The 20,056-nt window shown below is 49.8% G+C and carries 16 protein-coding genes and 2 pseudogenes; 7 read left to right on the top strand and 11 right to left on the bottom strand.

Translation table 11 applies throughout. The features are described 5' to 3' along the window. The first annotated feature begins 88 nt into the window (after positions 1-88). Both ACM1PF_RS29730 and ACM1PF_RS29725 read left to right on the top strand, forming a co-directional pair. The gene (locus tag ACM1PF_RS29730; RefSeq protein WP_416669931.1) at positions 89-700 is read left to right on the top strand and encodes a DUF6272 family protein; all 612 of its coding nucleotides are present in this window, start codon (positions 89-91) and stop codon (positions 698-700) included. 91 nt (positions 701-791) lie between these two features. Then, a complete protein-coding gene (locus ACM1PF_RS29725; protein WP_416669929.1) occupies positions 792-1,133 on the top strand; it encodes a slr1659 superfamily regulator in 342 nt (113 codons plus the stop codon). Here the strand turns inward: ACM1PF_RS29725 and ACM1PF_RS29720 are convergent. Next, positions 1,119-2,075, bottom strand: a complete 957-nt coding sequence (locus ACM1PF_RS29720; RefSeq protein WP_416669927.1) for a sucrase ferredoxin — start codon at positions 2,073-2,075, stop codon at positions 1,119-1,121. The two genes, ACM1PF_RS29725 and ACM1PF_RS29720, sit on opposite strands and share 15 nt — an antisense overlap. Before the next feature lie 736 nt (positions 2,076-2,811). On the opposite strand from ACM1PF_RS29720, the gene ACM1PF_RS29715 reads away from it, so the two are divergent. Next, complete coding sequence (locus tag ACM1PF_RS29715; protein WP_416669925.1) at positions 2,812-4,425, top strand: hypothetical protein; 1,614 nt, start codon at positions 2,812-2,814, stop codon at positions 4,423-4,425. A gap of 82 nt (positions 4,426-4,507) precedes the next feature. On the opposite strand, the gene ACM1PF_RS29710 is transcribed toward ACM1PF_RS29715, so the two are convergent. The 4 genes and pseudogenes from ACM1PF_RS29710 to ACM1PF_RS29695 all read right to left on the bottom strand — a co-directional run bounded on the left by ACM1PF_RS29710 (position 4,508) and on the right by ACM1PF_RS29695 (position 8,505). After that, positions 4,508-5,512, bottom strand: a complete 1,005-nt coding sequence (locus tag ACM1PF_RS29710) for an ABC transporter substrate-binding protein (RefSeq protein ID WP_416669923.1) — start codon at positions 5,510-5,512, stop codon at positions 4,508-4,510. 308 nt (positions 5,513-5,820) lie between these two features. Continuing rightward, positions 5,821-6,507: a Uma2 family endonuclease gene (locus ACM1PF_RS29705; protein WP_416669921.1), complete on the bottom strand. Its 687-nt coding sequence runs from the start codon at positions 6,505-6,507 to the stop codon at positions 5,821-5,823. 59 nt (positions 6,508-6,566) lie between these two features. Beyond that, positions 6,567-7,040 carry a helix-turn-helix transcriptional regulator gene (locus ACM1PF_RS29700; RefSeq protein WP_416669919.1) on the bottom strand — a complete coding sequence of 158 codons (474 nt, stop codon included), beginning with the start codon at positions 7,038-7,040 and terminating at the stop codon, positions 6,567-6,569. Positions 7,041-7,192: 152 nt separating this feature from the next. Beyond that, positions 7,193-8,505 (bottom strand): annotated as a pseudogene (locus ACM1PF_RS29695) (MFS transporter). A gap of 120 nt (positions 8,506-8,625) precedes the next feature. Between ACM1PF_RS29695 and ACM1PF_RS29690 the strand changes: the two are divergent. After that, positions 8,626-9,300: a Uma2 family endonuclease gene (locus ACM1PF_RS29690; RefSeq protein ID WP_416669917.1), complete on the top strand. Its 675-nt coding sequence runs from the start codon at positions 8,626-8,628 to the stop codon at positions 9,298-9,300. Here ACM1PF_RS29690 and ACM1PF_RS29685 read toward each other — a convergent pair. After that, on the bottom strand, positions 9,254-10,246 hold the full coding sequence (locus ACM1PF_RS29685; RefSeq protein WP_416669915.1) for an ABC transporter substrate-binding protein: 993 nt from the start codon (positions 10,244-10,246) through the stop codon (positions 9,254-9,256). The two genes, ACM1PF_RS29690 and ACM1PF_RS29685, sit on opposite strands and share 47 nt — an antisense overlap. 134 nt (positions 10,247-10,380) lie before the next feature. Then, the gene (locus tag ACM1PF_RS29680; protein ID WP_416669913.1) at positions 10,381-12,939 is read right to left on the bottom strand and encodes a TonB-dependent siderophore receptor; all 2,559 of its coding nucleotides are present in this window, start codon (positions 12,937-12,939) and stop codon (positions 10,381-10,383) included. A 371-nt stretch (positions 12,940-13,310) separates the two neighbouring features. Between ACM1PF_RS29680 and ACM1PF_RS29675 the strand changes: the two genes are divergently transcribed. Continuing rightward, the gene (locus ACM1PF_RS29675) at positions 13,311-13,829 is read left to right on the top strand and encodes a DUF29 family protein (RefSeq protein ID WP_416669911.1); all 519 of its coding nucleotides are present in this window, start codon (positions 13,311-13,313) and stop codon (positions 13,827-13,829) included. Positions 13,830-13,873: 44 nt separating this feature from the next. Here the strand turns inward: ACM1PF_RS29675 and ACM1PF_RS29670 are convergent, their stop codons facing one another. Then, positions 13,874-14,878: a helix-turn-helix transcriptional regulator gene (locus ACM1PF_RS29670; protein WP_416669909.1), complete on the bottom strand. Its 1,005-nt coding sequence runs from the start codon at positions 14,876-14,878 to the stop codon at positions 13,874-13,876. 202 nt (positions 14,879-15,080) lie between these two features. Between ACM1PF_RS29670 and ACM1PF_RS29665 the strand changes: the two genes are divergently transcribed. Together ACM1PF_RS29665 and ACM1PF_RS29660 are read left to right on the top strand one after the other, a co-directional pair. Continuing rightward, a complete protein-coding gene (locus ACM1PF_RS29665) occupies positions 15,081-15,374 on the top strand; it encodes a hypothetical protein (RefSeq protein ID WP_416669907.1) in 294 nt (97 codons plus the stop codon). A 102-nt stretch (positions 15,375-15,476) separates the two neighbouring features. Beyond that, positions 15,477-15,956 (top strand): annotated as a pseudogene (locus tag ACM1PF_RS29660) (Rpn family recombination-promoting nuclease/putative transposase); the annotation flags it as partial. Here the strand turns inward: ACM1PF_RS29660 and ACM1PF_RS29655 are convergent. The 3 genes from ACM1PF_RS29655 to ACM1PF_RS29645 all read right to left on the bottom strand — a co-directional run bounded on the left by ACM1PF_RS29655 (position 15,919) and on the right by ACM1PF_RS29645 (position 20,008). Next, complete coding sequence (locus ACM1PF_RS29655; protein WP_416669906.1) at positions 15,919-16,191, bottom strand: hypothetical protein; 273 nt, start codon at positions 16,189-16,191, stop codon at positions 15,919-15,921. The pseudogene ACM1PF_RS29660 and the gene ACM1PF_RS29655 sit on opposite strands and share 38 nt — an antisense overlap. Positions 16,192-16,295: 104 nt before the next feature. Next, positions 16,296-17,297 (bottom strand): ABC transporter substrate-binding protein, encoded by a 1,002-nt coding sequence (locus tag ACM1PF_RS29650; RefSeq protein WP_416669904.1) that lies wholly within the window; start codon positions 17,295-17,297, stop codon positions 16,296-16,298. Positions 17,298-17,308: 11 nt separating this feature from the next. Then, positions 17,309-20,008 (bottom strand): TonB-dependent siderophore receptor, encoded by a 2,700-nt coding sequence (locus ACM1PF_RS29645; protein ID WP_416669902.1) that lies wholly within the window; start codon positions 20,006-20,008, stop codon positions 17,309-17,311. Between the last annotated feature and the right edge of the window lie 48 nt (positions 20,009-20,056).

Below are 20,056 nucleotides of genomic sequence, written 5' to 3'. Positions count from 1 at the left end.
CCACAATTGCCATAGAACCACAATTGCCATAGAACCACAATTGCCATAGAACCACAATTGCCTAAAACATACTATTTTACCTGCTTTCATGACTGATACCCATTTAACCCAAACCTATGGAGACTTCTCTGATGATTTTTCTGGTGGAGAAGAGTATTTAACGCTGAGTTTTTCCCCCAATTTAGCTGCCCGTAAACGACGATGGGGTAACTATGGGCTTTCAGCGGACTTTCTGGGAGATTACTTTGCTGCGTTTTTTCCCGGAGAAGCCGATTGCGATAGTCCAATCAACCAGCGAGACACCGTGAAAGCGGCCGTCAGCTACATTGCCAATGAACTCATTGAAAATGCCGTAAAGTACAGTGAAATGTCCAGTAAATTACCCGTTAGTATTTCCCTGTACTTACATGAACAGCAAATTGTGTTTCAAGCAGTTAACTATGCCAGTCAACCAGAGGTCGATCGCTATCAAAGCTTTATTCAGATGTTGCTAAATTCCAACCTGGATGAATTGTACATCCAGCAGCTTGAACAAACGGCAATGGGCAATGGTGGATCGAACATGGGAATCCTGACGATGATCAATGACTATGCAGCTTGTTTCAGTTGGAAGTTTCAGCCCATGACGGATCATTCTGTGGTTCAGGAGGAGGCAGATTGGATCACTCAGGTAAACGTTGTCGTTCGGCTTCACGTATAAAAAGCGATGGGTAGAACTGTATTGCGCGTTTCCGTAATCTGGTCATTTTTGAGTGTTTTAGTTTATTTATTAAAGTGAAGAGGATAGGCTGATGGAGATTCAAGCCGATAACTATACCGTCTGGCATGATTCAGCGAGTGCCACTGTGTATTTTCAGGGATTCTTACGGCTTAATGGGATTGAAGAATATCAACCGATTATGGATCTGCTGGTTGCGGCGATCGAGGCTTCACCGAATTTAACCGTCAACTTACAGAAGCTGGAGTTTCTCAATAGTTCGGGTATCAGTATGCTGTCGATGTTTGTGGTTCGAGCCAGACAACGAGGCGATGTTCAACTGACACTGCATGGAACCGATACAATTCTGTGGCAAACCAAGTCACTGAAAAACCTCCAACGGTTGATGCCCACCCTCACCCTAGCTTTTACTTAGATCTTTCACCCGGTAGGGAGTGATAGCAGATAGCTTTTCACTGGTACAAGAACCTTTGAGGTGAACGGTGCAACGATCGTCGGCTACTACGTCGGCATGGTAAGTTTGACACTCGCCTGTTGGAGATTTGTCAGTCAGTTCAACCCGGTTGAAGGTTTCATCAGCATCGCAGTCCAACACCTGAGCTGTCACGCTATGGCTGAACCAATCCCATCCACAGGTCAGCAACAATTGTTTTTCAAGCACCTGCGCTGCCCAGGGTAACACTCCCCAACCACGATAGATTTTATCCAGACATTGAATGTCACCAGTACGGGTCAGTACTGCCGTCAGCGAAACGGGGTCTAGATAACCATAGTAGCGAGCCTCAGGAAAATCGATCGCCGTTGGAGCCATCCGATGTCCGCCAATATGACTGGCTTGCCACATGCGAACCTGCTCCAGGGAGTATTCCTCTACAATCTTCAATGCTTGATGATAGATGGGATTACCAAACCGGGCACAACAGCGATCGCGGCTGCCGTGGGTACAAATCAAGATATCTCTGGTGGGATGGTCGATCGGATGTAAATCGATTGGCTCACCCCTGACATACTGCTGCACCAAAGGCGCGACATCCTGAATATTCGTCAGGTGAAATTCTTGTTTCTCATAGGCGTTGGCGAATCCGGATGGCTTACGGAAAAACAAAACGCGAGTACAGTTTTCTTGCTTCAGGTGTTCGTTGTAGATCAGCAAAAACCGAGTTTGGAAGCGATCGTAGTCGTCGTAAATGGCTTCACTCAGTTGGCGCAGGTTATCGGGAATGCCCTTAGACTCCATATCATCGGTTGTCCAGGGGGGAGGACACTCGATCGCCACATAAATCTGATGTTCGGCGGCAGAACCGATGATATCCACTCCAGACTGGCGTGACTGTTCGGCACAGAAAAAGTTATCCATGTGACCTTGCTTCTTTTTGTAAAACCTATCTTCTTTTCGTTAGACCCGGCGCGATCGCAGTTTGAGGATCTTTGATTGAGGTTTGATGCAAATCATTATCATTTATCTCGATATCTTTGGCAAGCAGTGATTGTCTCTATGGATGAGTTAACCAAAGTTAAGAGAAAACTGATAACATTCACTCCCAAGCTTTATCAAGCAGTAAGTGAAGTCTTTTGTGCTGCTCCTGAATTTTTATTCGGGAGCATCCCGTTGATGCAACCATTGATGCAAATGGATCGATTTCCGTAGCGCAGGCATCTTGCCTGCCAGTGAACTATCAGTCATACAACTGCAAAAGTGGGATACACCCTTTCTGCCCAAGCTCAACAATTGACTATTTGAGGTCGCAATTTTTAGAGGTCGCAATTTACAAGTTCACTTTGTTAAAAATAGTTGAATTATTGCTGCCATTTTTACCCGTAATGATTCCTGATACGGGGCATTACTGTTAAATTCTCGAGAAAAACTTCCGAAATGACGAGTGTAGTTTAATATGACGCAAGACTGATGTAACGCTGATTGACTGACAAAACTCCTGAAACCCTTATTCTCCCGTAGGTTGGGTTAGCGATAGCGTAACCCAACAGAACATAGGCTAGTGTTGGGTTTCACGTTATTCAACCCAACCTACGGGAAAAGATTTGTCAGTCATCCAGGATGTAACGACATCATCGAATATGGAGATCTTTGTTAAATGTTTAGGAGAGTTAAAAATTATTTGATGTTTGGCTCACGTCGCTACCTCTGGCTATTGTTTTCATTGACCATTACGCTGGGTCTGATAGCAGCACCCAAGCTATCTGCTCAACCGGGCAAGGTTCCAGAACCCCCCATAGCAGGCTACGAAGTGTGGATCAGTGACCAGGCAAATACTCAAGGCATCACGGCTGACACTCCCACTGGAACCCATGGGGGAAAGGTGCGTATCTACGACAGCGCAGATCTTGAGCAGACTCCACTCGTCGATAATCCTTTAGTGTTAGATGTCACGATAGACCTGTTTCCAACTGCGGATGTGACAACGGGGGCCCATGTCGCTCGGATGCATGGTATTCTGCCTAGCCCAGATAGCCGCTACATGGCACTAAACTTTGTGGCTTCAGGACATCTGGGCATTGTTGACGGTGAGACCAAGTCACCGGTCTGCCTTTTCCGGACTACAGGCACCTCTACGGGTCGGCAGAACCACATGAGCTTCTGGCCACCGGATGGTAACACGGTGATTGTGGGTAATCAAAATGGAGAGATCTTAGAGCGTGTTGAGCTTGTGCGTGACGATAAAGGTATGGTGACGGGCTTTGATTTCAATGCTGCTGCCAGTCTTGATCTGATTGGCGGGGTAGGACGAATCCTGGCACAACCCGTTGCAGTAGACAGCAATCCAAATGATGAGATTTCATGTACTGTGAGCGGCATCGTGCCAGATGGTCAGCCGACGACGACTCCAACGGGTGCGCTGAAGCAGGCTCCTGGAATTCGCCCTTTGAACACGGTCATCTGCCCGATCCCTTCCAGCACAGGTCAACATGTCTTTTCGACCTTGGGAGGGGGCGGCATGTTCGTGGTTGATGTCCGTGCTACACCAATGGCAATTGTCGGTGAGTATGACGTGAACGTGGTAAGCGCGGCGGGTTGTGGTGGCGTTGATGCGGCTGGTTTTATGCATCTCAATACTGGAACACCGGGGCCAAATATTTCCGAGTTCTCGCTCTATCGTTTTCCGCTCAACTATCCAGCCGCACCAGGGTTCAATGCAGCCAATACTCCTGCACCTACAGCGGTATGGGCTGACGCAGATAATGGCAAGGTAGCAGGTGTCGATCTTCCCGCAGGGACTAACCGTGATGCCCACGGCATTGTGTTGGTGCGTAACGTAGTATCAGATACGCCACGCTACATTCATCAACTGGATCGGATCCGTGACAATGTTGAGGTCTTTAGAGTTGCTCCGCCCTGGGACAATTTGAACGCTCGTTATGAAGGAACCTATAGTCTGACTACCACAGGGGTATGCGGAACGACGCAGGGTGCCAGGCTGAGTAATAAGCCTACGCCAGACCTTGGGGATTTATCGCCAGGAGGTGTGCCAGATGGAAGACGAATTTACGTCGCATTACGCGGCCCTTTCCCACTGACAGTCAGTCATGCAGCAGAGGGGAGTTGCCCAGGGTTGGGGGTTATCACCCTGACTCCTGATCGCAAAAGTGGTCAATTGACCCATGTTCTACCCACCACTGTACTGAATTTTGATCAATCCCAAAATCTCAGTGATCCCCATGCTGCAATTGTGCGGATAAAAGCAGGATAACCAGATAACAGTGGCGCAAATCAGAGAAAACACAGAAACCTTTTGCGCCACTACTCCAGAATTGCGTAAGCTGTGAGAACCTCTACTCTTCTTCCAGTAAAAATCTGAATAAATCATCCAGAACCCGATTCGCTGCGACAATATCACCGCCATACCAATGTTCTGCATTCACTGGATAGATTTTGTTTTGCTGAACTGCATTCAACTGTGACCACAATGGCTGTTGCTTTAATTGGTCAACCACGTTCAGGCTTTCGTCATCCCCAAAGGAAATCACAAACATCACATCTCCATCCATCTGAGGAATCCATTCAGCCGAAACGGGCTGGGAGTTAAATTCCTCTTTATCCTGTTCGGGAGGGCGGGCTAATCCAGCATCTTGGATGACGCTACCGCCAAAGAATCCCCTATACATGATGCGGGTTCCCTCTTTCAGTGGATGAATCACTGAAATTTGGGTGGAAAGCCGATGCCCCATTTGTTGCTGAAAGCTTTGAATCCGCTGTTCGTATTCATTTAATAGAATTTCGGCTTCCTGAGTTTTCCCCAAGGCAATGCTAGACGATCGCAAAAAGTCTTTCCACTCATCGGCACTGGGGTATTCATAAAGTACGGTAGGGGCAATTTGTGAGAGCTGATCATAAATCGCTTTGTGGGGAGTCACCGCTATGATCAAATCTGGCTTCAGACTCAACAGCGTTTCCAGGTTGACCTGATCGGCAGTGAACCCGTAGCCCAGAATGGTCAGCTCTTCCAGCCGATCGCCCAGGTACGGCTCCACCGGACTCAAGCCACTCTGATGGTCTGTCCGATACCATGCCGTTGAACCTATCGGCTGGATGCCCAATGCCACTGCATTTGCCAGATGTCCAGTGTCCAGCGTCACCACCCGCTGCGGGTTCACAGGAACACGAGTTTCACCCATATCATGTTGCACAAGGCGAGTCGCAGATCGGGCACTATCATTCGTTGGTTCTGCCTGGAGCGTGGGGGCAGAAGAATGTCCATTACAGGCAATGATTAAACTGGCGGTAAACAGGGCGAATAAACACCATTTAACCCAATGAGCGACAGATTTGAGAATCATCAACTTGAGGAATTAGAAACGAACAGATACAGTTCCCAGCACCGTGAACGGAGCACCAGGGCTAACACTATTGCGACCGATCGCATTTTCAAAATAGCCTACATCAAACAGGTTTTTGAAATTTAGTTGAGCCTGCCAGTTATCGCGGCGGTAAAAGAGGGCGGCATCCGTGCGGGCATAGCTGGGTAAGTCAAAGGTATTCGCCAGATCACCGGGACGATCGCCCTGATCCCTAGCGGGAGTTTTTCTGATCCCTATCTGGAGTTTTTCTGGCGAAAGCAGCGATCGATTAGTCGTGGAAAAAGTGCTTATTCGAGATTGGGGGATGTCAGCCTCTGAACAAAGGCTTGATGCACGGGGTCAGCAATTCCGGCTTGCAGCACACTCAGCACCTCCATCATCCTGCCTTCTAGCAACGCGGGAACTGCCAACCATAACCCCGGAAACACGCTGCTACGAATGATGCCATCCGCATCCGGTTCAATTAAGACAAATTCTTCTGCTTGTAACCGGAACCAGCTCAAGCGATTCTCAAAGGTTTGCCACACCAGATATTCCTGAACCCCATTGCGACGATAGGCATTTTGCTTGGCTCCCAAGTCAATGGCGGCACTGCTGGTAGCAATTTCTGCAATCAGTTCGGGTGCCCCTTCAATATAGCCGTCCTCGCTGATAGTCGATGTTCCCCCCATTTCAATCCGTAGTAAGGCATCCGGTTGGGGTTCATTGTCCATATCTAGCCGTGTGGTCGTGTTGTCCGCTGCGCTAACTCCGGGAGTTGCAGTCCAATAGACTCCTAACCAGGTAATCAAGGCGGCATGGGGGGTGCCATGAAAAACTCTAACTGGAGATGCCACGTAAACGACTCCTTCAATCAGTTCTGCTTTGAATTTTTCTGGGGTCGCCTCATAGCGACGTTCAAACTCGGCACGAGTCAGGCGATCGCCACTCTCTAGAGGGGGAATTGGCAGAGAATGAGGTTGTTGCAACACCATAGTCAACCTTCAGCACAAAGGAGTTAGAGTTATTTTAGCGAATCCATGATCAACGATCGCTACTTCAAAAATCGCTCATCTTGCCGATTTTGAGCCACATACACACTCGGATTCACCCCAAATCGTCGTTTAAATGCAGCGGCAAAGTGTCCTCGACTAACAAATCCGACGGCTTGTGCAGCTTCAGTTACAGTCATTTCACCGGCTTCTAATAACTGGCGCGATCGCTCCATCCGACAATCATGCAAATAGCCAAATACCGTGGTGCCAAACACCTGCCGAAACCCACTCTTGAGTTTGCAATCGTTAATGCCCGCTAACCGCGCTAATTCCATCAGGGACGGTGGATGATTTAGCCGCGCTACCAATAGCTCTTTGGCATAGTGGATTCGCTCCACATCGTCTGGTTTCAAACCAGGTGAGCGATCGCCAGTCTGCTCAGAATTCAGGATTTGAACCAGTTGCAAAGCCATCAACTCCCAAAACTCATTTTGCAAAACCGTGGTTGAAGTTTGCCGAGACGCGATCGCCATGATCAGCCTACCCTCTTATTGAAAAAGATTACTATTACTCATACCGCAACGATCGAGCTAATCGCAATCCTGTGCTGGACATCAGGACAAATCCCACCAGTGGGCGATTGCTTGCTCACCCTTGCAGGTGAGCAAGTTTAGACAGAGAGCCGTCAGAAGACTTTTGCCTCTGGCGTTTCTTGCTCTACCTGTCGCAGTTGAGGGATTGCGAAACCACCCATCCCTACTAAAAACAAACCGATCGAGGTGATCACATACAGCAATGCCATACCTGCTCCTGCCCCCATCCCCACGATCGGACTAAAAAGAGCGGCAAACTGGCCCCCTGCCTGCATGGCTGGTTCAAATATCCGATCGGCTAAGGGGCCAGCCATCAACGTGGCGATCGCACTCACAATCTGCAATACCAGAGCATTAGCGGCAAACACTCGCCCCTGAAGGTTAGGGACAATCTGGGTCATCCAGATCGCGGTTTCAGAACTGCCCAGCAGCGGAAAGTTGAGTGATGAGCAAAATTGGGCGGGTATCCAGATGGCAGGGGAACGCCCCAGTCCAAACAGAGTTTTACTCAAGCCTGCGCCGATGAATCCTGCGAGCATTCCCTTGACCCGTCGCTTTGCCCACCCCAGACCGTCAGGAGAATGGCTCCGGTGACTCCCCCAATGCCCGCTGCGGAGGCAGTGCTGGCCAGGACTTGGGCACTACCGTTAGAGCGAGCCAAAATCATGGGATCGTAGATGGCTCCCCCCAAATCATGGAAGAACCAAAACAGGGTACTGATGAGCAATAAGGTTCGCAGACCCGGCTGTCGCCAAACCGCTCGAAAGCCGAAGGTGAGTTTAGAAATCAGGGGTTCGATTTCAGTGGCCGTTTGAGGGGTGGGTTGGGGGATGTGGACGAAGTAGAGAGTGGCGATCGCTACCCCAAAGCCGACCAGGTCAATCCCAATAATTCCCAGCAAGCCAATGAGAGGATAGGATACTCCGGCAAGCGCGGGGGCAAAAATGGCTGAACCATAATGAACGGCTGAATTCATGCTGTTCGCTCGCGTGAGCTGATGCGGCAACACCATCGAAGAAATAGAGGTTTGGTAAGCTAAACTTTGGATTTGCCCGAAGCCTCCATTGAGACTGGCAGCCAGGTAAAGATGCCAAATCTCTAAACGGTCAACCAGATAAAGCAGCCCAATGCCGATGGTAGAAAGGGCAGCAACACTATCGCCCAACACCATCAAATGCTTGCGGTTGAAGTGTTCGCCTAGCGTCTCCGAAGGAGAATCCACAATCAGCCCTGATACTAGCGTGATGGGAATGCGCGGCAATTGCGAAAAAAAGCCCATCAGTGCCAGTGCTGTCGCGGAACCCGTCGTCACGTCCCAAGCCCAGAGAATAAGCGCAAACTCGGTCATGTAGGTGCCGATGGTGGAGACGAGTTGACCGAACCAGATGAGGGTGAAGGTGCGCATGGGGGAGTGGGTGGGTAGGTGGGTAGGTGAGTGGTCGGGTGGGTAGGTGGGTAGGTGGGTAGGTGAGTGGTCGGGTGGGTAGACGGGATTTAGAATGGGAGCAGGGTTGAGGGTAGATTGATGGTTGCAATTCCAGAGTCTAGGTTTGTGATTCCACCACTAGAAAATGGCGATCGCCTGTCGCGTTCTGAGTTTGAGCGGCGCTATGAAGCCATGCCGCATTTGAAAAAGGCTGAACTGATCGAGGGAATGGTTTACATGGCATCGCCGCTGAGAATCAAAAGTCACGGGGAACCGCATGGTTTTTTAGCCACATGGTTGGGAACTTACCAGGCGTTCACTCCAGGAGTGGTAGCGGGCATTGAACCCACGGTGCGGCTAGATCTGGAGAATGAACCCCAACCTGATGCGGTATTGCTGGTGCCAGGGAGACAGGCAACAATTGGTGCGGAGGATTACATCGAAGGGACACCGGAGCTGGTGGTGGAAGTGGCGGCGAGTAGTGCGGCGATCGATTTACACGATAAAAAACGCGCCTATCGTCGGAATCAAGTGCAGGAATATATGGTCTGGTGCACGCTGGAAGGACGGTTGGATTGGTTTGTCTTGGAGGCAGATGACTATCAGGTGCAATGTCCCGATGACCAGGGCATTGTGCGTAGTCGCATCTTTCCGGGATTGTGGCTATCGGTGTCGGCATTGCTCGCAGGTGACATGGCAACGGTGTTGGCGGTGTTGCAACAGGGAATCAATTCACCAACTCATCAGGCATTTGTGCGATTACTAAATACTTAAATAAGTCATCGATCACAGCATCAGCCGCCAGGGGATTGCCCCCGCGCCATGTAGGATAATTGACGGGGTAAACGCGATCGTTCTGCACCGCTCTTAGCCTCTGCCACAATGGATTGCGCTGGAGGTTAGCTATCTTTTGCGTGGCTTCGTCTCCATCGGTTGCAACAAATAGAACGTCGCCATCAACATCCATAAGCCGCTCCTGCGAGATTGACACGATCCCTCCTGCAATGGGAACAGACTGGGCAGGCGGACGGCGTAATTCTGCATCGGCGAGGATACTGCCGTTGAAGGAATTCTTCAAATCCAAATCAATTGTGCCGCAGCAGCTATGCACAAACGACACTTCTAAGTCTTGAGTGCGATCGCCCAGGGCAGTTTTGAGGGATTCAATGCGTTGGTAGTAATGACTCCAAACCTGTTCGGCGGACTCCGACTTTCCTAATACATCGGCAATAAAGTCAAAATGCTCTCGCCAGGATGGATAGCCTTCCCACTCGTCTACAACGGTTGGAGCAATTTGAGTCAATTGATTGTAAATGGCTTCGGTTGAATCTCTGATGCCAATGATCAGATCTGGCTTTAAGGCCAATATCTTTTCCAGATTCGGCTGTTCTTCTTGACCTAACACTTGAATAGAGCCTAAGTGTTCCGCCAGATAAGGAGGGGGATCATCAAAGTAGACAATGGTGGCGATCGGCTCAATGCCAAGGGCGATCGCATCTCCCAGACTCGGCACGCTGAGGGTAATGACCCGTTGCGGCTGGAGTGGAACACAGGTTTCCCCCATTGCATGGCGCACCATCCGACAATTTGATGATTCGGTGGGTGACGTTAGGCTCCCGGCCACCTGGTTTTTTGAACTGCCACAACTCTGGAGCAGAGCTACCATCAAAACTCCAACCCAGAACAATAAGAATCGTTGCCACCAAACTTTATCGATCATGCCTCTGTTCCTCGTCCCCCCTAGACAAACGCTTAAGAGTGCGAATTCAATAATCTGGAACTCTTGTGGGGTGGGCATCTTGCCCGCCCAGTCAGCAAAGTAAAACGTTGTGCAGGTGATTCAGTCCATAATCCTTAAAACGTCCAGGAGACGGTGCCTCTAACCGTAAAAGGAGCACCGTAAAAAACGCGCAACGGGCCTTCTGCGGCTTCAAAGTAGTTGACATCGAACAAGTTCTCAACGTTTAAGCCGACGCGAAAATTGTCGCCGCGATAATACACAGCAGCATCAGTCCGGGTATAGCCCGGTACCTGGAAAGAATTATCGAGGTCGCCCTGGCGATCGCCCACATAAAACACCCCTAGCCCAAAGCCCAGTCCCTGAAGCAAACCCGATTGCAGCTCATAGGTTGTCCATAAACTTGCAGCGTGCTCTGGGACATTATTGATGCGGTTGCCAACGGTTAGCGTATTGTCAGCGGTGATCTGGGCATCGGTATAGGCATAACCCACTACCAGATTCCATCCGGGTAAAATCTCCCCTGTGGCCGTCAGTTCTACCCCACGACTGCGCTGTTCCCCCGTCTGCACCGAAAAATTGGGGTTCATCGGATCATCCGTCAACACGTTGGAGCGGGTAATTTGGTACAGTGCCAGTGTCGTTGATAGCCGTCCGTCCAGCCAATCCGATTTCAAACCAACCTCGTACTGGGTGCCGCGTTCGGGGTCGAAGGTAGTGTTGTCAAAGGCAGTGCCCACATTTTGCAGAAACGATCGGCTATAACTGGCATAAAGAGCATGTTCTGGGCTGGGCTGGTAGACTAATCCCACCCGAGGGCTAAAGGCAAAATCCTGCTGGGAAGACTCAGACCCATCCCCAAAATCGGCGCGTTGGGCGGCCCAATCGACTCGCCCCCCTAGCAGCAGTTTGAGCTGAGGCAGCAAATCAATTTGGTCTTGTAGATAAAGGCCAAAGGTATCCGTGGTATAGACATCCCTGGGGTAATCGGCCACAAACTGTCGCTGAGCCTGCCCATACACAGGGTTAAAAATATCGATGGGGTCAAGGGTAAATTCCTGGCTGCTCGCCGAGTAAACATCACGATTAAAATCAAAGCCAAATAACACCTGGTGGCTAATACTGCCCGTGTTGAAGCGACCTACAAGGTTAGTATCGATGGCCCAGTTGTCTTGCGCCTGATCGCTGGTGCTAAAAAGGCCGCGTTCCAGGGTGCGTTGATCGTCCAATAAATTACTGGGGAAAAGAGAGTTTTGGGGCACCCGCTGAAAGGTGACGCGAAAGGCATTTTGCAGTTGCCAGTCAGGATCGATTTGATGATTCAGGGTGTAGCCCAGCCGCAGCGCGTAGCGATTGTTTTGATCTAATTCGTCGTCGGGTTCGCCGATGAAGCGATTGCGGGGAAGTTGACCGTTGATGTTAGGCAAGACGGTGCCGATCGCAGGCAGTCCGCGATCGTTGGGCTGTTCAGAAGCTGTATATTCTCCCTCCAGGTTAAGCCGAGTGTTGGTTCCGATTTGCCAGGTCAGTGAAGGGGCCACCACATAGCTACGACGCTCAAAAAAGTCGATGAATGTATTGGTGCTAGATGCACCTGCAACCAACCGATAGAGCAACGTTGCTGAGTCATTTAAGGGGCCGGTAAAATCCAGTGAGCCACTGTAGGTGTCGAAGTTGCCGAAGATGCCATTGACCTGATATTGAGGAGTCTCCAGCGGCCTTTTGGTGACAATGTTTACCGTGCCGCCCGGTGCGCCCTGGCTAAACAATGCTCCGGCAGGGCCTCGTAGCACCTCAATGCGCTCGATATTGGGAACAGCGATGCGGTTGGTAATATTGGTGTCGTCGCGCAGACCATTGCGGATGATGTTTCGACCCGAAAATCCGCGAATGGTCAATCCTTCAAAGGCTGATTGAGAAGAGTTATCGGGGGTGACGCTGACCACAGTACGCAGGGCTTCGTTAACGCTCTGTACCTGCCGATCTTCTAATAACTCCTGGGGCACCACCTGCACGGAAAACGGAATATCACGCAGAGGAGTCTCGGTTCGGGTTGCCGTCGTCGCCTCAGAAGGATTGTAGCCCTCGTCTTGTTCCCCAGTTACCACGATTTGAATGGCATCATCGGCATCCCCCACCTGAGCTATCCCTGGCACCACGCTCAACACCAGGCTCCCCGTTGTCATACCGACCTGTGCCTCTGGCGGCGCATCCGTTCCCGTAATCGACACTCGCACTCTGTCGCCTGGTAAACCCGTCACACTCACCAGCGCAATCCCCTCAGCCGGATTAAACTGCTCAAACGAGTCTCCTTCCGGTAAGGCCAGCACTGCATTGGGAATTTCGGCAATCAGGGCATTCCCTACCGCCTCTGTAGTGGGAGCAGATAGTTCTCCCGCAGCCGTTTCCAACACCACCTGCAAGCCAGTCTCAGTCGTCTCAATCCGCACCCCCGTAATTTGCACCCGTGATGCTTCCAGTTGAGCCAGCCATTCAGCCACAGTGGTCGCGGGTTGGGGGGTGGATGGGTGGATGGGTAAGTGGGTAGATGGGTGGGAAAATGACGACTGAGTCACGCCCACCTGACTTGACTCATTCACCTCGGCCCAGACTGGCTGTGCGGCGAAGGTTACTAAAAATCCCAGAATAAGACTGAACGAACACCAATTTTGCATCTGTCTCACACCTTTCATCTCATCCGATAGCGCATGGCGATCGCCCTTCATCCCGTTGATGAGCAGATCAAACGACCATGACAGCAGTACTCATCCTCAACAGCGAGTTAGTTGGGAATCACTCGCAATTATCATGAATGAGATAATATCTGGATTTCGAGAAGGAGACTTTGTTGAAACGGAACTTTTGTTTGTTGAAACGGAATTTTTTGCCGAGGCATTATCCTCTCATTTCTCCTAGAGTGTACACACAAGTCAATCAGCCCACCGACTTGATCCAGATTATGATGAAAGTGAAAGTACGCATAAAATATAGAGGCTGGGTTTGTTCAGGGGTACCAAACTGAATTACTGAATCAAAGGTGATAAAGATGACTCAAGAATTGCTCGATCTGCGACTCAGTATCGTTGAAGGGCGCTATGAAGATGCCTTGGCCATTGTGGATGAACTGGAGGAGATGAGTAAACAGTCCATCTTACGCAGTATTGAGTCATTCTTGATTCGGTTAATGGTGCATTTGATTAAAAATCAGATCGAAAAACGACTGACTAACTCCTGGGCGGCTTCGATTTCAGATTCGATTTTGAGAATCCAGAAGTTGAACTTAAAAGCAAACAAAGCCTCTTACTATGTCAACGAAAATAAATGGTTGCTATTGTTAGAAGAGTCAACCGAGGCAGCAATTGCCCCTGCCAGTGTCGAGGTGTTGAATGGTCAATTAAATCCAGATCAGCTGAGTAAACGGGTTGATAGAGAGAGCGTGATCAGTACAGCTCAAAGACTGCTCAGTTTGACCTATGACTGTTCCCCTAAAGCACTACCCGCTGTCATCACCGCTCATCTCGCCCAATTGCCAGGAGGGCAAGATTGGTACGAGGGCAAACCATAGCTCGTCCAGCCTGAGTACTGCGGGCAGGCAACACCAACACTTCCTCACCCTCTCATCTCCCTGGGACTCACCCCAAACTTCTTGCGAAAGGCCGTGCTGAAGGCACAAAGATTGGTATAGCCGACCCGATGGGCGATCGCCGTAATGGTTAACTGATGGTCGAGCAAGAGCGATCGGGCCTGCTCCAGGCGATGCTGTTGCAGATAGCCAAACACCGTATAGCCAAACACCTGCCGGAATCCGCGTTTGAGCGTGCAGTCGTTGAGTCCGACCTGGTGGGCCAGATCGGTCAGGGACGGAGGATGATCCATCTGTTGGATCAAAATGTCGCGGGCATGGTGGATGCGATCGATCTCGTCCGACTGTAACCGGGCGCAGGTGGGCTTTGGGGCAGGGGTGCAAAGAGCTTGCTCTAGCCAGAGGGCTAACACTTCCAGGGATTTGCTTTCCAGATACAGTTGCTTCACCACTCCGTGATAGGGACAATTTAAGATCTGCTGCAAGTCCACCTGCATCGCTGGAGAGATGGGCTGAGGCGATGAAACGGTGATGGTTGGATCGCCCGCAATCATGCGCTGAAGGTCTGAGGGTAGGCGCTCTATGATCCCCGATGGGTCGGTGTTGCCTGCCAGTAGGGTCTGGAATGCTTCAGGTTCAATATGGATGTCAACCCCTACCGTCGGCTCCTGGGCAAAGTAAACAAGGGTCTCTTGTTCTGGGCTGAACCGTCCCAGCAAGCAATACTGACCAGCCGTTAGCGCAACTCCGTTTTCCAGGCTAGACCTGGATGATAGGTTAAACACAAACTCCAGAAACCCTGTGTCCTCAGACTGCTCATGGGTGACGGCAACGTCGTCATGGAACTTAAACCGATGCAAGGTCAGGTCAATGCCATTCCTGAGGGCAATGTCTCGTTTATACCCCGTTGCCAACGGAGTGGGACAGATCACCAGGCGATCGCCCCCATCGTCTGGGTCAGCAAGGGTAGACTGGGAGCGGCTTTGATTCCACAGTTCATACCAGGTTGTCTCCGAAAGCGCGATCGCCATAACTAGCCCACTCTCTTATTGAAAAAGATTACTATTACTCATACCGCAACGATCGAGCGAATGGCAATCATGCACTACCCATTTGAACCATTTGGAGCAAACATCCCAAATTTGCTACGCTGAGCGGTATCTGGCAGTGTTGAAAGTGGCAGTAGCGACGATATCACTGAATCAAGGCAACTTTTCTCTTGCAGTTATACTGATGTCAGTATCGTCGGAGCGTCTGGCTATGGTTCGTCTGGATGAGAATCTCCCCGTGGTCGGTGAGGACATCGCTGACGAAATTGTACTGCCTCCGAGCAACCTGTATAGTGATGAGCCATCCTTGGAAAGTGACCTCCACCGCCATCAGATTGACCTGCTGATTCGACTACTGAAAGCCTGGTGGCACGATCGCCAAGTCTTTTACATCTCCGGTAACCTGACCGTCTACTACAACATGCAGCATTACCTGCGATCGCAAGGAATTGATCCGGATCAGCTTCCTGAAGTTTGATGGTGAGCGATCGCATTGGTTTTGTAGAAATCATCACATAGTCCAGGTGCATGTCGTTCGATAATGTTTGTAAGCTGCTGTCTGAAGAATATTCAGAGCACTTTAGCCCCATTGACCGCAACGACCCAGGCAGAAGCATTATTACAACGAGTGGCAGCACAAGTGAGCCAACTGGAGGAGATTCAACGACAAGAGGTGTCTGGATATACCCAGATTCTAGCTGGGCTAAAATTTGAGAAGGATGTGATTCGGCAAGTCTTTCGGGAGGGCATGATGCGGGAGTCAGTCATTTATCAGGACATTTTGGAAAAAGGGCGACAGGAAGGGCGACAGGAAGGGCGACAGGAAGGGCGACAGGAAGGGCGACAGGAAGGGCGACAGGAAGGGCGACAGGAAGGACGGCAGGAAGGAGAACGATCGCTCATCTTGCGTTTGCTGAATCGACGCATTGGAGAAGTGCCAGAGGAACTGCGATCGCGCCTGACTACGCTTTCCCTGGAACAACTTGAAGCACTTGGTGAAGCGTTGCTGGATTTTGAAACCCTCACAGACTTGGAAGCCTGGTTTGAGAATTTAGAGTAGGGCACTGTGGGGCGATCGCCCCTAGCGAGGGTAGATTTTCTAACCGCTGAGGGACGAGTTCTCTGGCTTGATGAATGCGCTCAATATCCGATCGCTTTAGGAAATAATGTGGGCTGGCTGGAGCTGACTGCAAGAATTGAGCTGACTGGAGGGCAATCAGTTCTAGGGCTTTCCCTTCCAGATAAACCTGCTGGATTGACCCGATGTAGGGACAGTTAAGAATTTGCTGAAGCACCAGTTGAGTGTTGGGAGCGATCGCCCCCAGCGGTGCATACCAACGACAGCTTAATGGGATAGCTTCTCATTATCCCCGATCGCCAGTTGTTTCACTGCTTTAATTTAATGATCCATGAGAAGATCTTGAAATTGATTAATAAAAATCTCAGCGGCGATCGGGCCGCGAATGCGGGCGAATTGATAGTCCATCAAATAGATGTTGCCAGCTTTTACAGCAGGAATAGAACTCAAAATCGGATCACTTTGCCACTGCTGCTTTGCGTTATCAATGGTGTTATCTCCAGAGGGCATCACCAAAATATGATCGGCTTCTATTTGGGCGATGGCTTCAATGGAGATGCTGGGACGATCGGATGCTCCCACAATTACCTCAAATCCCAGAGCTTCTAGCAGTTCAGTGATGAAATCAGAGGCAAAAACAAAGGATTGATTGGAGATACGCTGCCAGCCTAAAACAATGATCGTTTGCTCTGATGTGAGGGGTGCGAGTTGCTGCTTTGCGGTTTGCAAACGCTGCTCATACATAGCAATAACCTGTTGTGCCTGCTGTTCGCGTTCCAATCCTGGGGCGATCGCCTGTAATGCAGTTTTCCATCCCGTCTCTCCACTGATTTCAAAAGCCGCAGTGGGTGCAATGTTTGATAACAGCTTGTGATTTGCTTCTAAGTAAGAAGCTTCACCTAGAATTAAGTCAGGCTTAAGTTGCAAAAGGGTTTCGATGGAAGGATTGTGGCGATCGCCCAAATTCACAGGTTGACTGGTGACGCGATCGCCCAGGAAGGGAATTTGTTCAGCAGGATTGTCAAATACTTTCTGACTTAGCAAGTCTACTTCTGCATAACCAGCAGGCTGCACCCCTAATGACAGCAGAATGTCCAGCAAAGGCGGACTGAGAGCCACAATCTTTTGGGGTTGCCCACAGATTTCAGTTTCTCCTCCGTCATGCTGAATGACACGACAATCTGAAGGAATGTTGTCTACAGTTTGATTGCTGTTAGATTGAGAGTTTCCTGATTGAGATGAATTACCATTGCAAGCAATGATAACAACACATAAAAGGGTTGCCAATAACCACACATTCAATCGCCTAGACCAATACTTCATTTTCCAACGACTCAGAACTGCCAGGAAACCGTACCTCTCACCTCAAAAGGCGCACCGGGTACAACTGCAAACCGATTTTGTGAACCTGCAAAATACTCAGTGTCGAATAAATTTTTGAAATTCAACGCAGCCCGGAACCTATCACGGTTATAGTAAAGGGCTGCATCAAACCGAGTATAGCTTGGAATCGTGAAACTATTAGCCAGATCTCCCGTACGTTGATCCACAAAAAAGACTCCTGCACCGAAACCAAGCCCTCTTAAATTACCTGATTGAATGGTGTATGTTGTCCATAAACTTGCTGAATTGCGAGGCGCATTATTGAGTTGATTACCGACCTCGAAATTATTATCTCTAGTAATTGATGCATCCAGGTAAGAATAGCCAGCAATAATATTCCAACCGGGCAGGATTTCGCCAGCAATATCAAAATCAATTCCTCGACCTCTTTGCTCACCCACTTGAATCGAAAAATTAGGATTGTCAGGGTCAGGGGTGGTGATATTACTTCGGGTGATGTCATAGGCAGCCAGGGTTGAGGAAAGGCGACCGTCTAGAAAATCGGCTTTAACTCCAATTTCGTACTGAGTGCCTCTGGTTGGCTCAAATGGCGTATTTGTGGCATTTCGCCCTCCGACTGGAACAAACGATCGAGCGTAACTGGCATAGAGCGATAAAATCTCATTCGGTTGATAAACAATTCCAAACCGTGGAGAAAAAGCAGTATCGTCAATATCTTGTCTGAAATCTCCAAACCGTTCCTCAGAGTTAACGAGATCAAATCTACCACCCAATAACAAGATGAGGTTATCCAATACATTAATTTGGTCTTGTACATAGATACCCAATGTTCTTTGATCTTGACGCTCACCTCCAAAATAGAAATCGTAGCCTCCCGTATAGGTAATCGCATCATAGTCTGGATCAAAGATGTCGAGTACCCCTCCAGTCAGGGCTTGCCGTCCTTCAGGAGCAGAAGATCCAAATCGGGAACTATTACTTGCCAGCTCTACGCCAACTAACAATGTGTGATCGATCGGCCCTGTGCTAAATCCCCACGTCAAATCATTTTGAAAGGTGTAAGTTTCAAAAAATTGCTCACCAAAATAGGCTTCAATTTCAACCGTACGATTATCATCCCGCAACCGACTGATTTGTGATGTTCCTTCCCGATCGGACTCAAAGCTAGTGGTGTACCGAAAGGCACTACGAATGGCAAGGTTATCAGAAAACTCGTGATCAAGGTAAAGGTAGGCTCGCGTTTCGTCAAAGTTATTTCTAGAGAATCTGGGATCATACAAGGCTCGACTCAAGGGTAAATCGGCTGGGCGATCGTCGCCATTTAACACAATCAAACCGCGATCGAATGTGCGTCGATCTTGCAGATAAGAAGCCTCTAAGGTCAGCGTTGTATCTGCACCAATTCGCCACGCTAAGGTCGGAGCAATAAAGTAACGCCTTGAATCAGCAAAATCTCGAAAGCTATCGGTATCTTCGTAGACCAAATTCAGACGGTATGCCAGCGCACCATCATCCGTTAATGGGCCGGAAAAATCTAGTGTAGGACGGTAAAAGTTAAAGTTTCCAGCCGTAAAGTCAATATTGTAGAAAGGCACGGTGAGAGGGCTTTTTGAAACAAGATTAATCACTCCCCCCGGTTCACCCTGCCCAAACAAAACCGAAGCAGGGCCTCGAAGCACTTCAACCCGCTCGATGTTTGCCGTTTCTTGTACGGTACGATTGACAAAAGAACCGCCACCGCCCGCATCTTCCCTTAATCCATTTCTAAACTGCGTTGCGCTAAATCCCCGAATTCGGAAATCCTGCCCCCGATTCCCGAAAGAACTGGAGAAAGTCACCCCACTTGCGTTACGCAATATTTCGTCGAGGCGAACGGCTCCCTGATCTTCAATCACTTGACGAGGAATCACAGTAATAGAAGCCGGGATATCGCGCAAGGGCGTATCCGTTCGCGTCGCAGTGCTGGCTCTGGAAGGGTTGTAGCCTTCATCCTGTTCACCCGTCACCACTACCTGAATGGCGGCATCTTGACCTGCACCCATCCCTTCCGTTCCTGGAACCACGCTGAGGACAAATTCCTGACCTTCCCCGCGCACGTCTGCCATCGGAGGAGCCTCTACCCCGGTAATGGCAACCCTGACCCGGTTATCCGGTAAACTCGTCGCGTTCACCAGCGCAATCCCCTCGATCGGATTTGCTTGAGAAAATTCATCTCCATCTGGTAAGGTCAACATCACATTCGGAAATTCAGCAATCAAGGCATTACCCACCGATCGCGTTGTGGGAGTTGGCAATTCGCCCTCAGCAGTTTCCAGCACCACCTGCAAACCGGATTCCGTCACCTCCACCCGCACTCCTGTCACTTGCACAAGAGCCTGCGATATCTGAGCCACCCAATCTTCGATCGTGGTAGCGGGTTGCTCCAGTTCATTCAGTTGAGGAATGGTCATCGCCGTAGAATCAGAGGTCAGAGCAAATGTAGAAATCGGTGCATCTTCGCTTCCAGTTTCCACATCTACGGTTTCTGTAAGCTGTGCATCATCCGATGTTGTTGTCATTCCTTCATTCGCCCACACTGGCTGCATCTTCGTCAACAGCAGCCCCAAAACCCACAACCCCAGCAAGGCAGACGATCGCGCTGCATCTCTAGAAATGAACCGCGACAACATTCTGTTCCACAACAAACTCATTCCTACTCTCTCCCCACACTTTATTGAAATTTGTTAGCAATGCTGAAT

This window comes from Egbenema bharatensis FJBBOT/2019 (assembly GCF_048077055.1).
GTDB lineage: Bacteria > Cyanobacteriota > Cyanobacteriia > Elainellales > Elainellaceae > Egbenema > Egbenema bharatensis.
The sequence above is the reverse complement of the archived record's forward strand: the minus strand, read 5'-3'. Positions and strand labels throughout refer to the sequence as shown.

Excerpts from the sequence above, each read along its gene's own strand:
- ACM1PF_RS29730 (WP_416669931.1), top strand. The coding sequence starts at position 89 with ATGACTGATACCCATTTAACCCAAACCTATGGAGACTTCTCTGATGAT.
- ACM1PF_RS29705 (WP_416669921.1), bottom strand. The coding sequence starts at position 6,507 with ATGGTGTTGCAACAACCTCATTCTCTGCCAATTCCCCCTCTAGAGAGT.
- ACM1PF_RS29645 (WP_416669902.1), bottom strand. The coding sequence starts at position 20,008 with ATGAGTTTGTTGTGGAACAGAATGTTGTCGCGGTTCATTTCTAGAGAT.
- ACM1PF_RS29680 (WP_416669913.1), bottom strand. The coding sequence starts at position 12,939 with ATGCAAAATTGGTGTTCGTTCAGTCTTATTCTGGGATTTTTAGTAACC.
- ACM1PF_RS29715 (WP_416669925.1), top strand. The coding sequence starts at position 2,812 with ATGTTTAGGAGAGTTAAAAATTATTTGATGTTTGGCTCACGTCGCTAC.
- ACM1PF_RS29725 (WP_416669929.1), top strand. The coding sequence starts at position 792 with ATGGAGATTCAAGCCGATAACTATACCGTCTGGCATGATTCAGCGAGT.
- ACM1PF_RS29710 (WP_416669923.1), bottom strand. The coding sequence starts at position 5,512 with ATGATTCTCAAATCTGTCGCTCATTGGGTTAAATGGTGTTTATTCGCC.
- ACM1PF_RS29670 (WP_416669909.1), bottom strand. The coding sequence starts at position 14,878 with ATGGCGATCGCGCTTTCGGAGACAACCTGGTATGAACTGTGGAATCAA.
- ACM1PF_RS29720 (WP_416669927.1), bottom strand. The coding sequence starts at position 2,075 with ATGGATAACTTTTTCTGTGCCGAACAGTCACGCCAGTCTGGAGTGGAT.
- ACM1PF_RS29685 (WP_416669915.1), bottom strand. The coding sequence starts at position 10,246 with ATGATCGATAAAGTTTGGTGGCAACGATTCTTATTGTTCTGGGTTGGA.
- ACM1PF_RS29650 (WP_416669904.1), bottom strand. The coding sequence starts at position 17,297 with ATGAAGTATTGGTCTAGGCGATTGAATGTGTGGTTATTGGCAACCCTT.
- ACM1PF_RS29665 (WP_416669907.1), top strand. The coding sequence starts at position 15,081 with ATGTCAGTATCGTCGGAGCGTCTGGCTATGGTTCGTCTGGATGAGAAT.
- ACM1PF_RS29700 (WP_416669919.1), bottom strand. The coding sequence starts at position 7,040 with ATGGCGATCGCGTCTCGGCAAACTTCAACCACGGTTTTGCAAAATGAG.
- ACM1PF_RS29675 (WP_416669911.1), top strand. The coding sequence starts at position 13,311 with ATGACTCAAGAATTGCTCGATCTGCGACTCAGTATCGTTGAAGGGCGC.
- ACM1PF_RS29690 (WP_416669917.1), top strand. The coding sequence starts at position 8,626 with ATGGTTGCAATTCCAGAGTCTAGGTTTGTGATTCCACCACTAGAAAAT.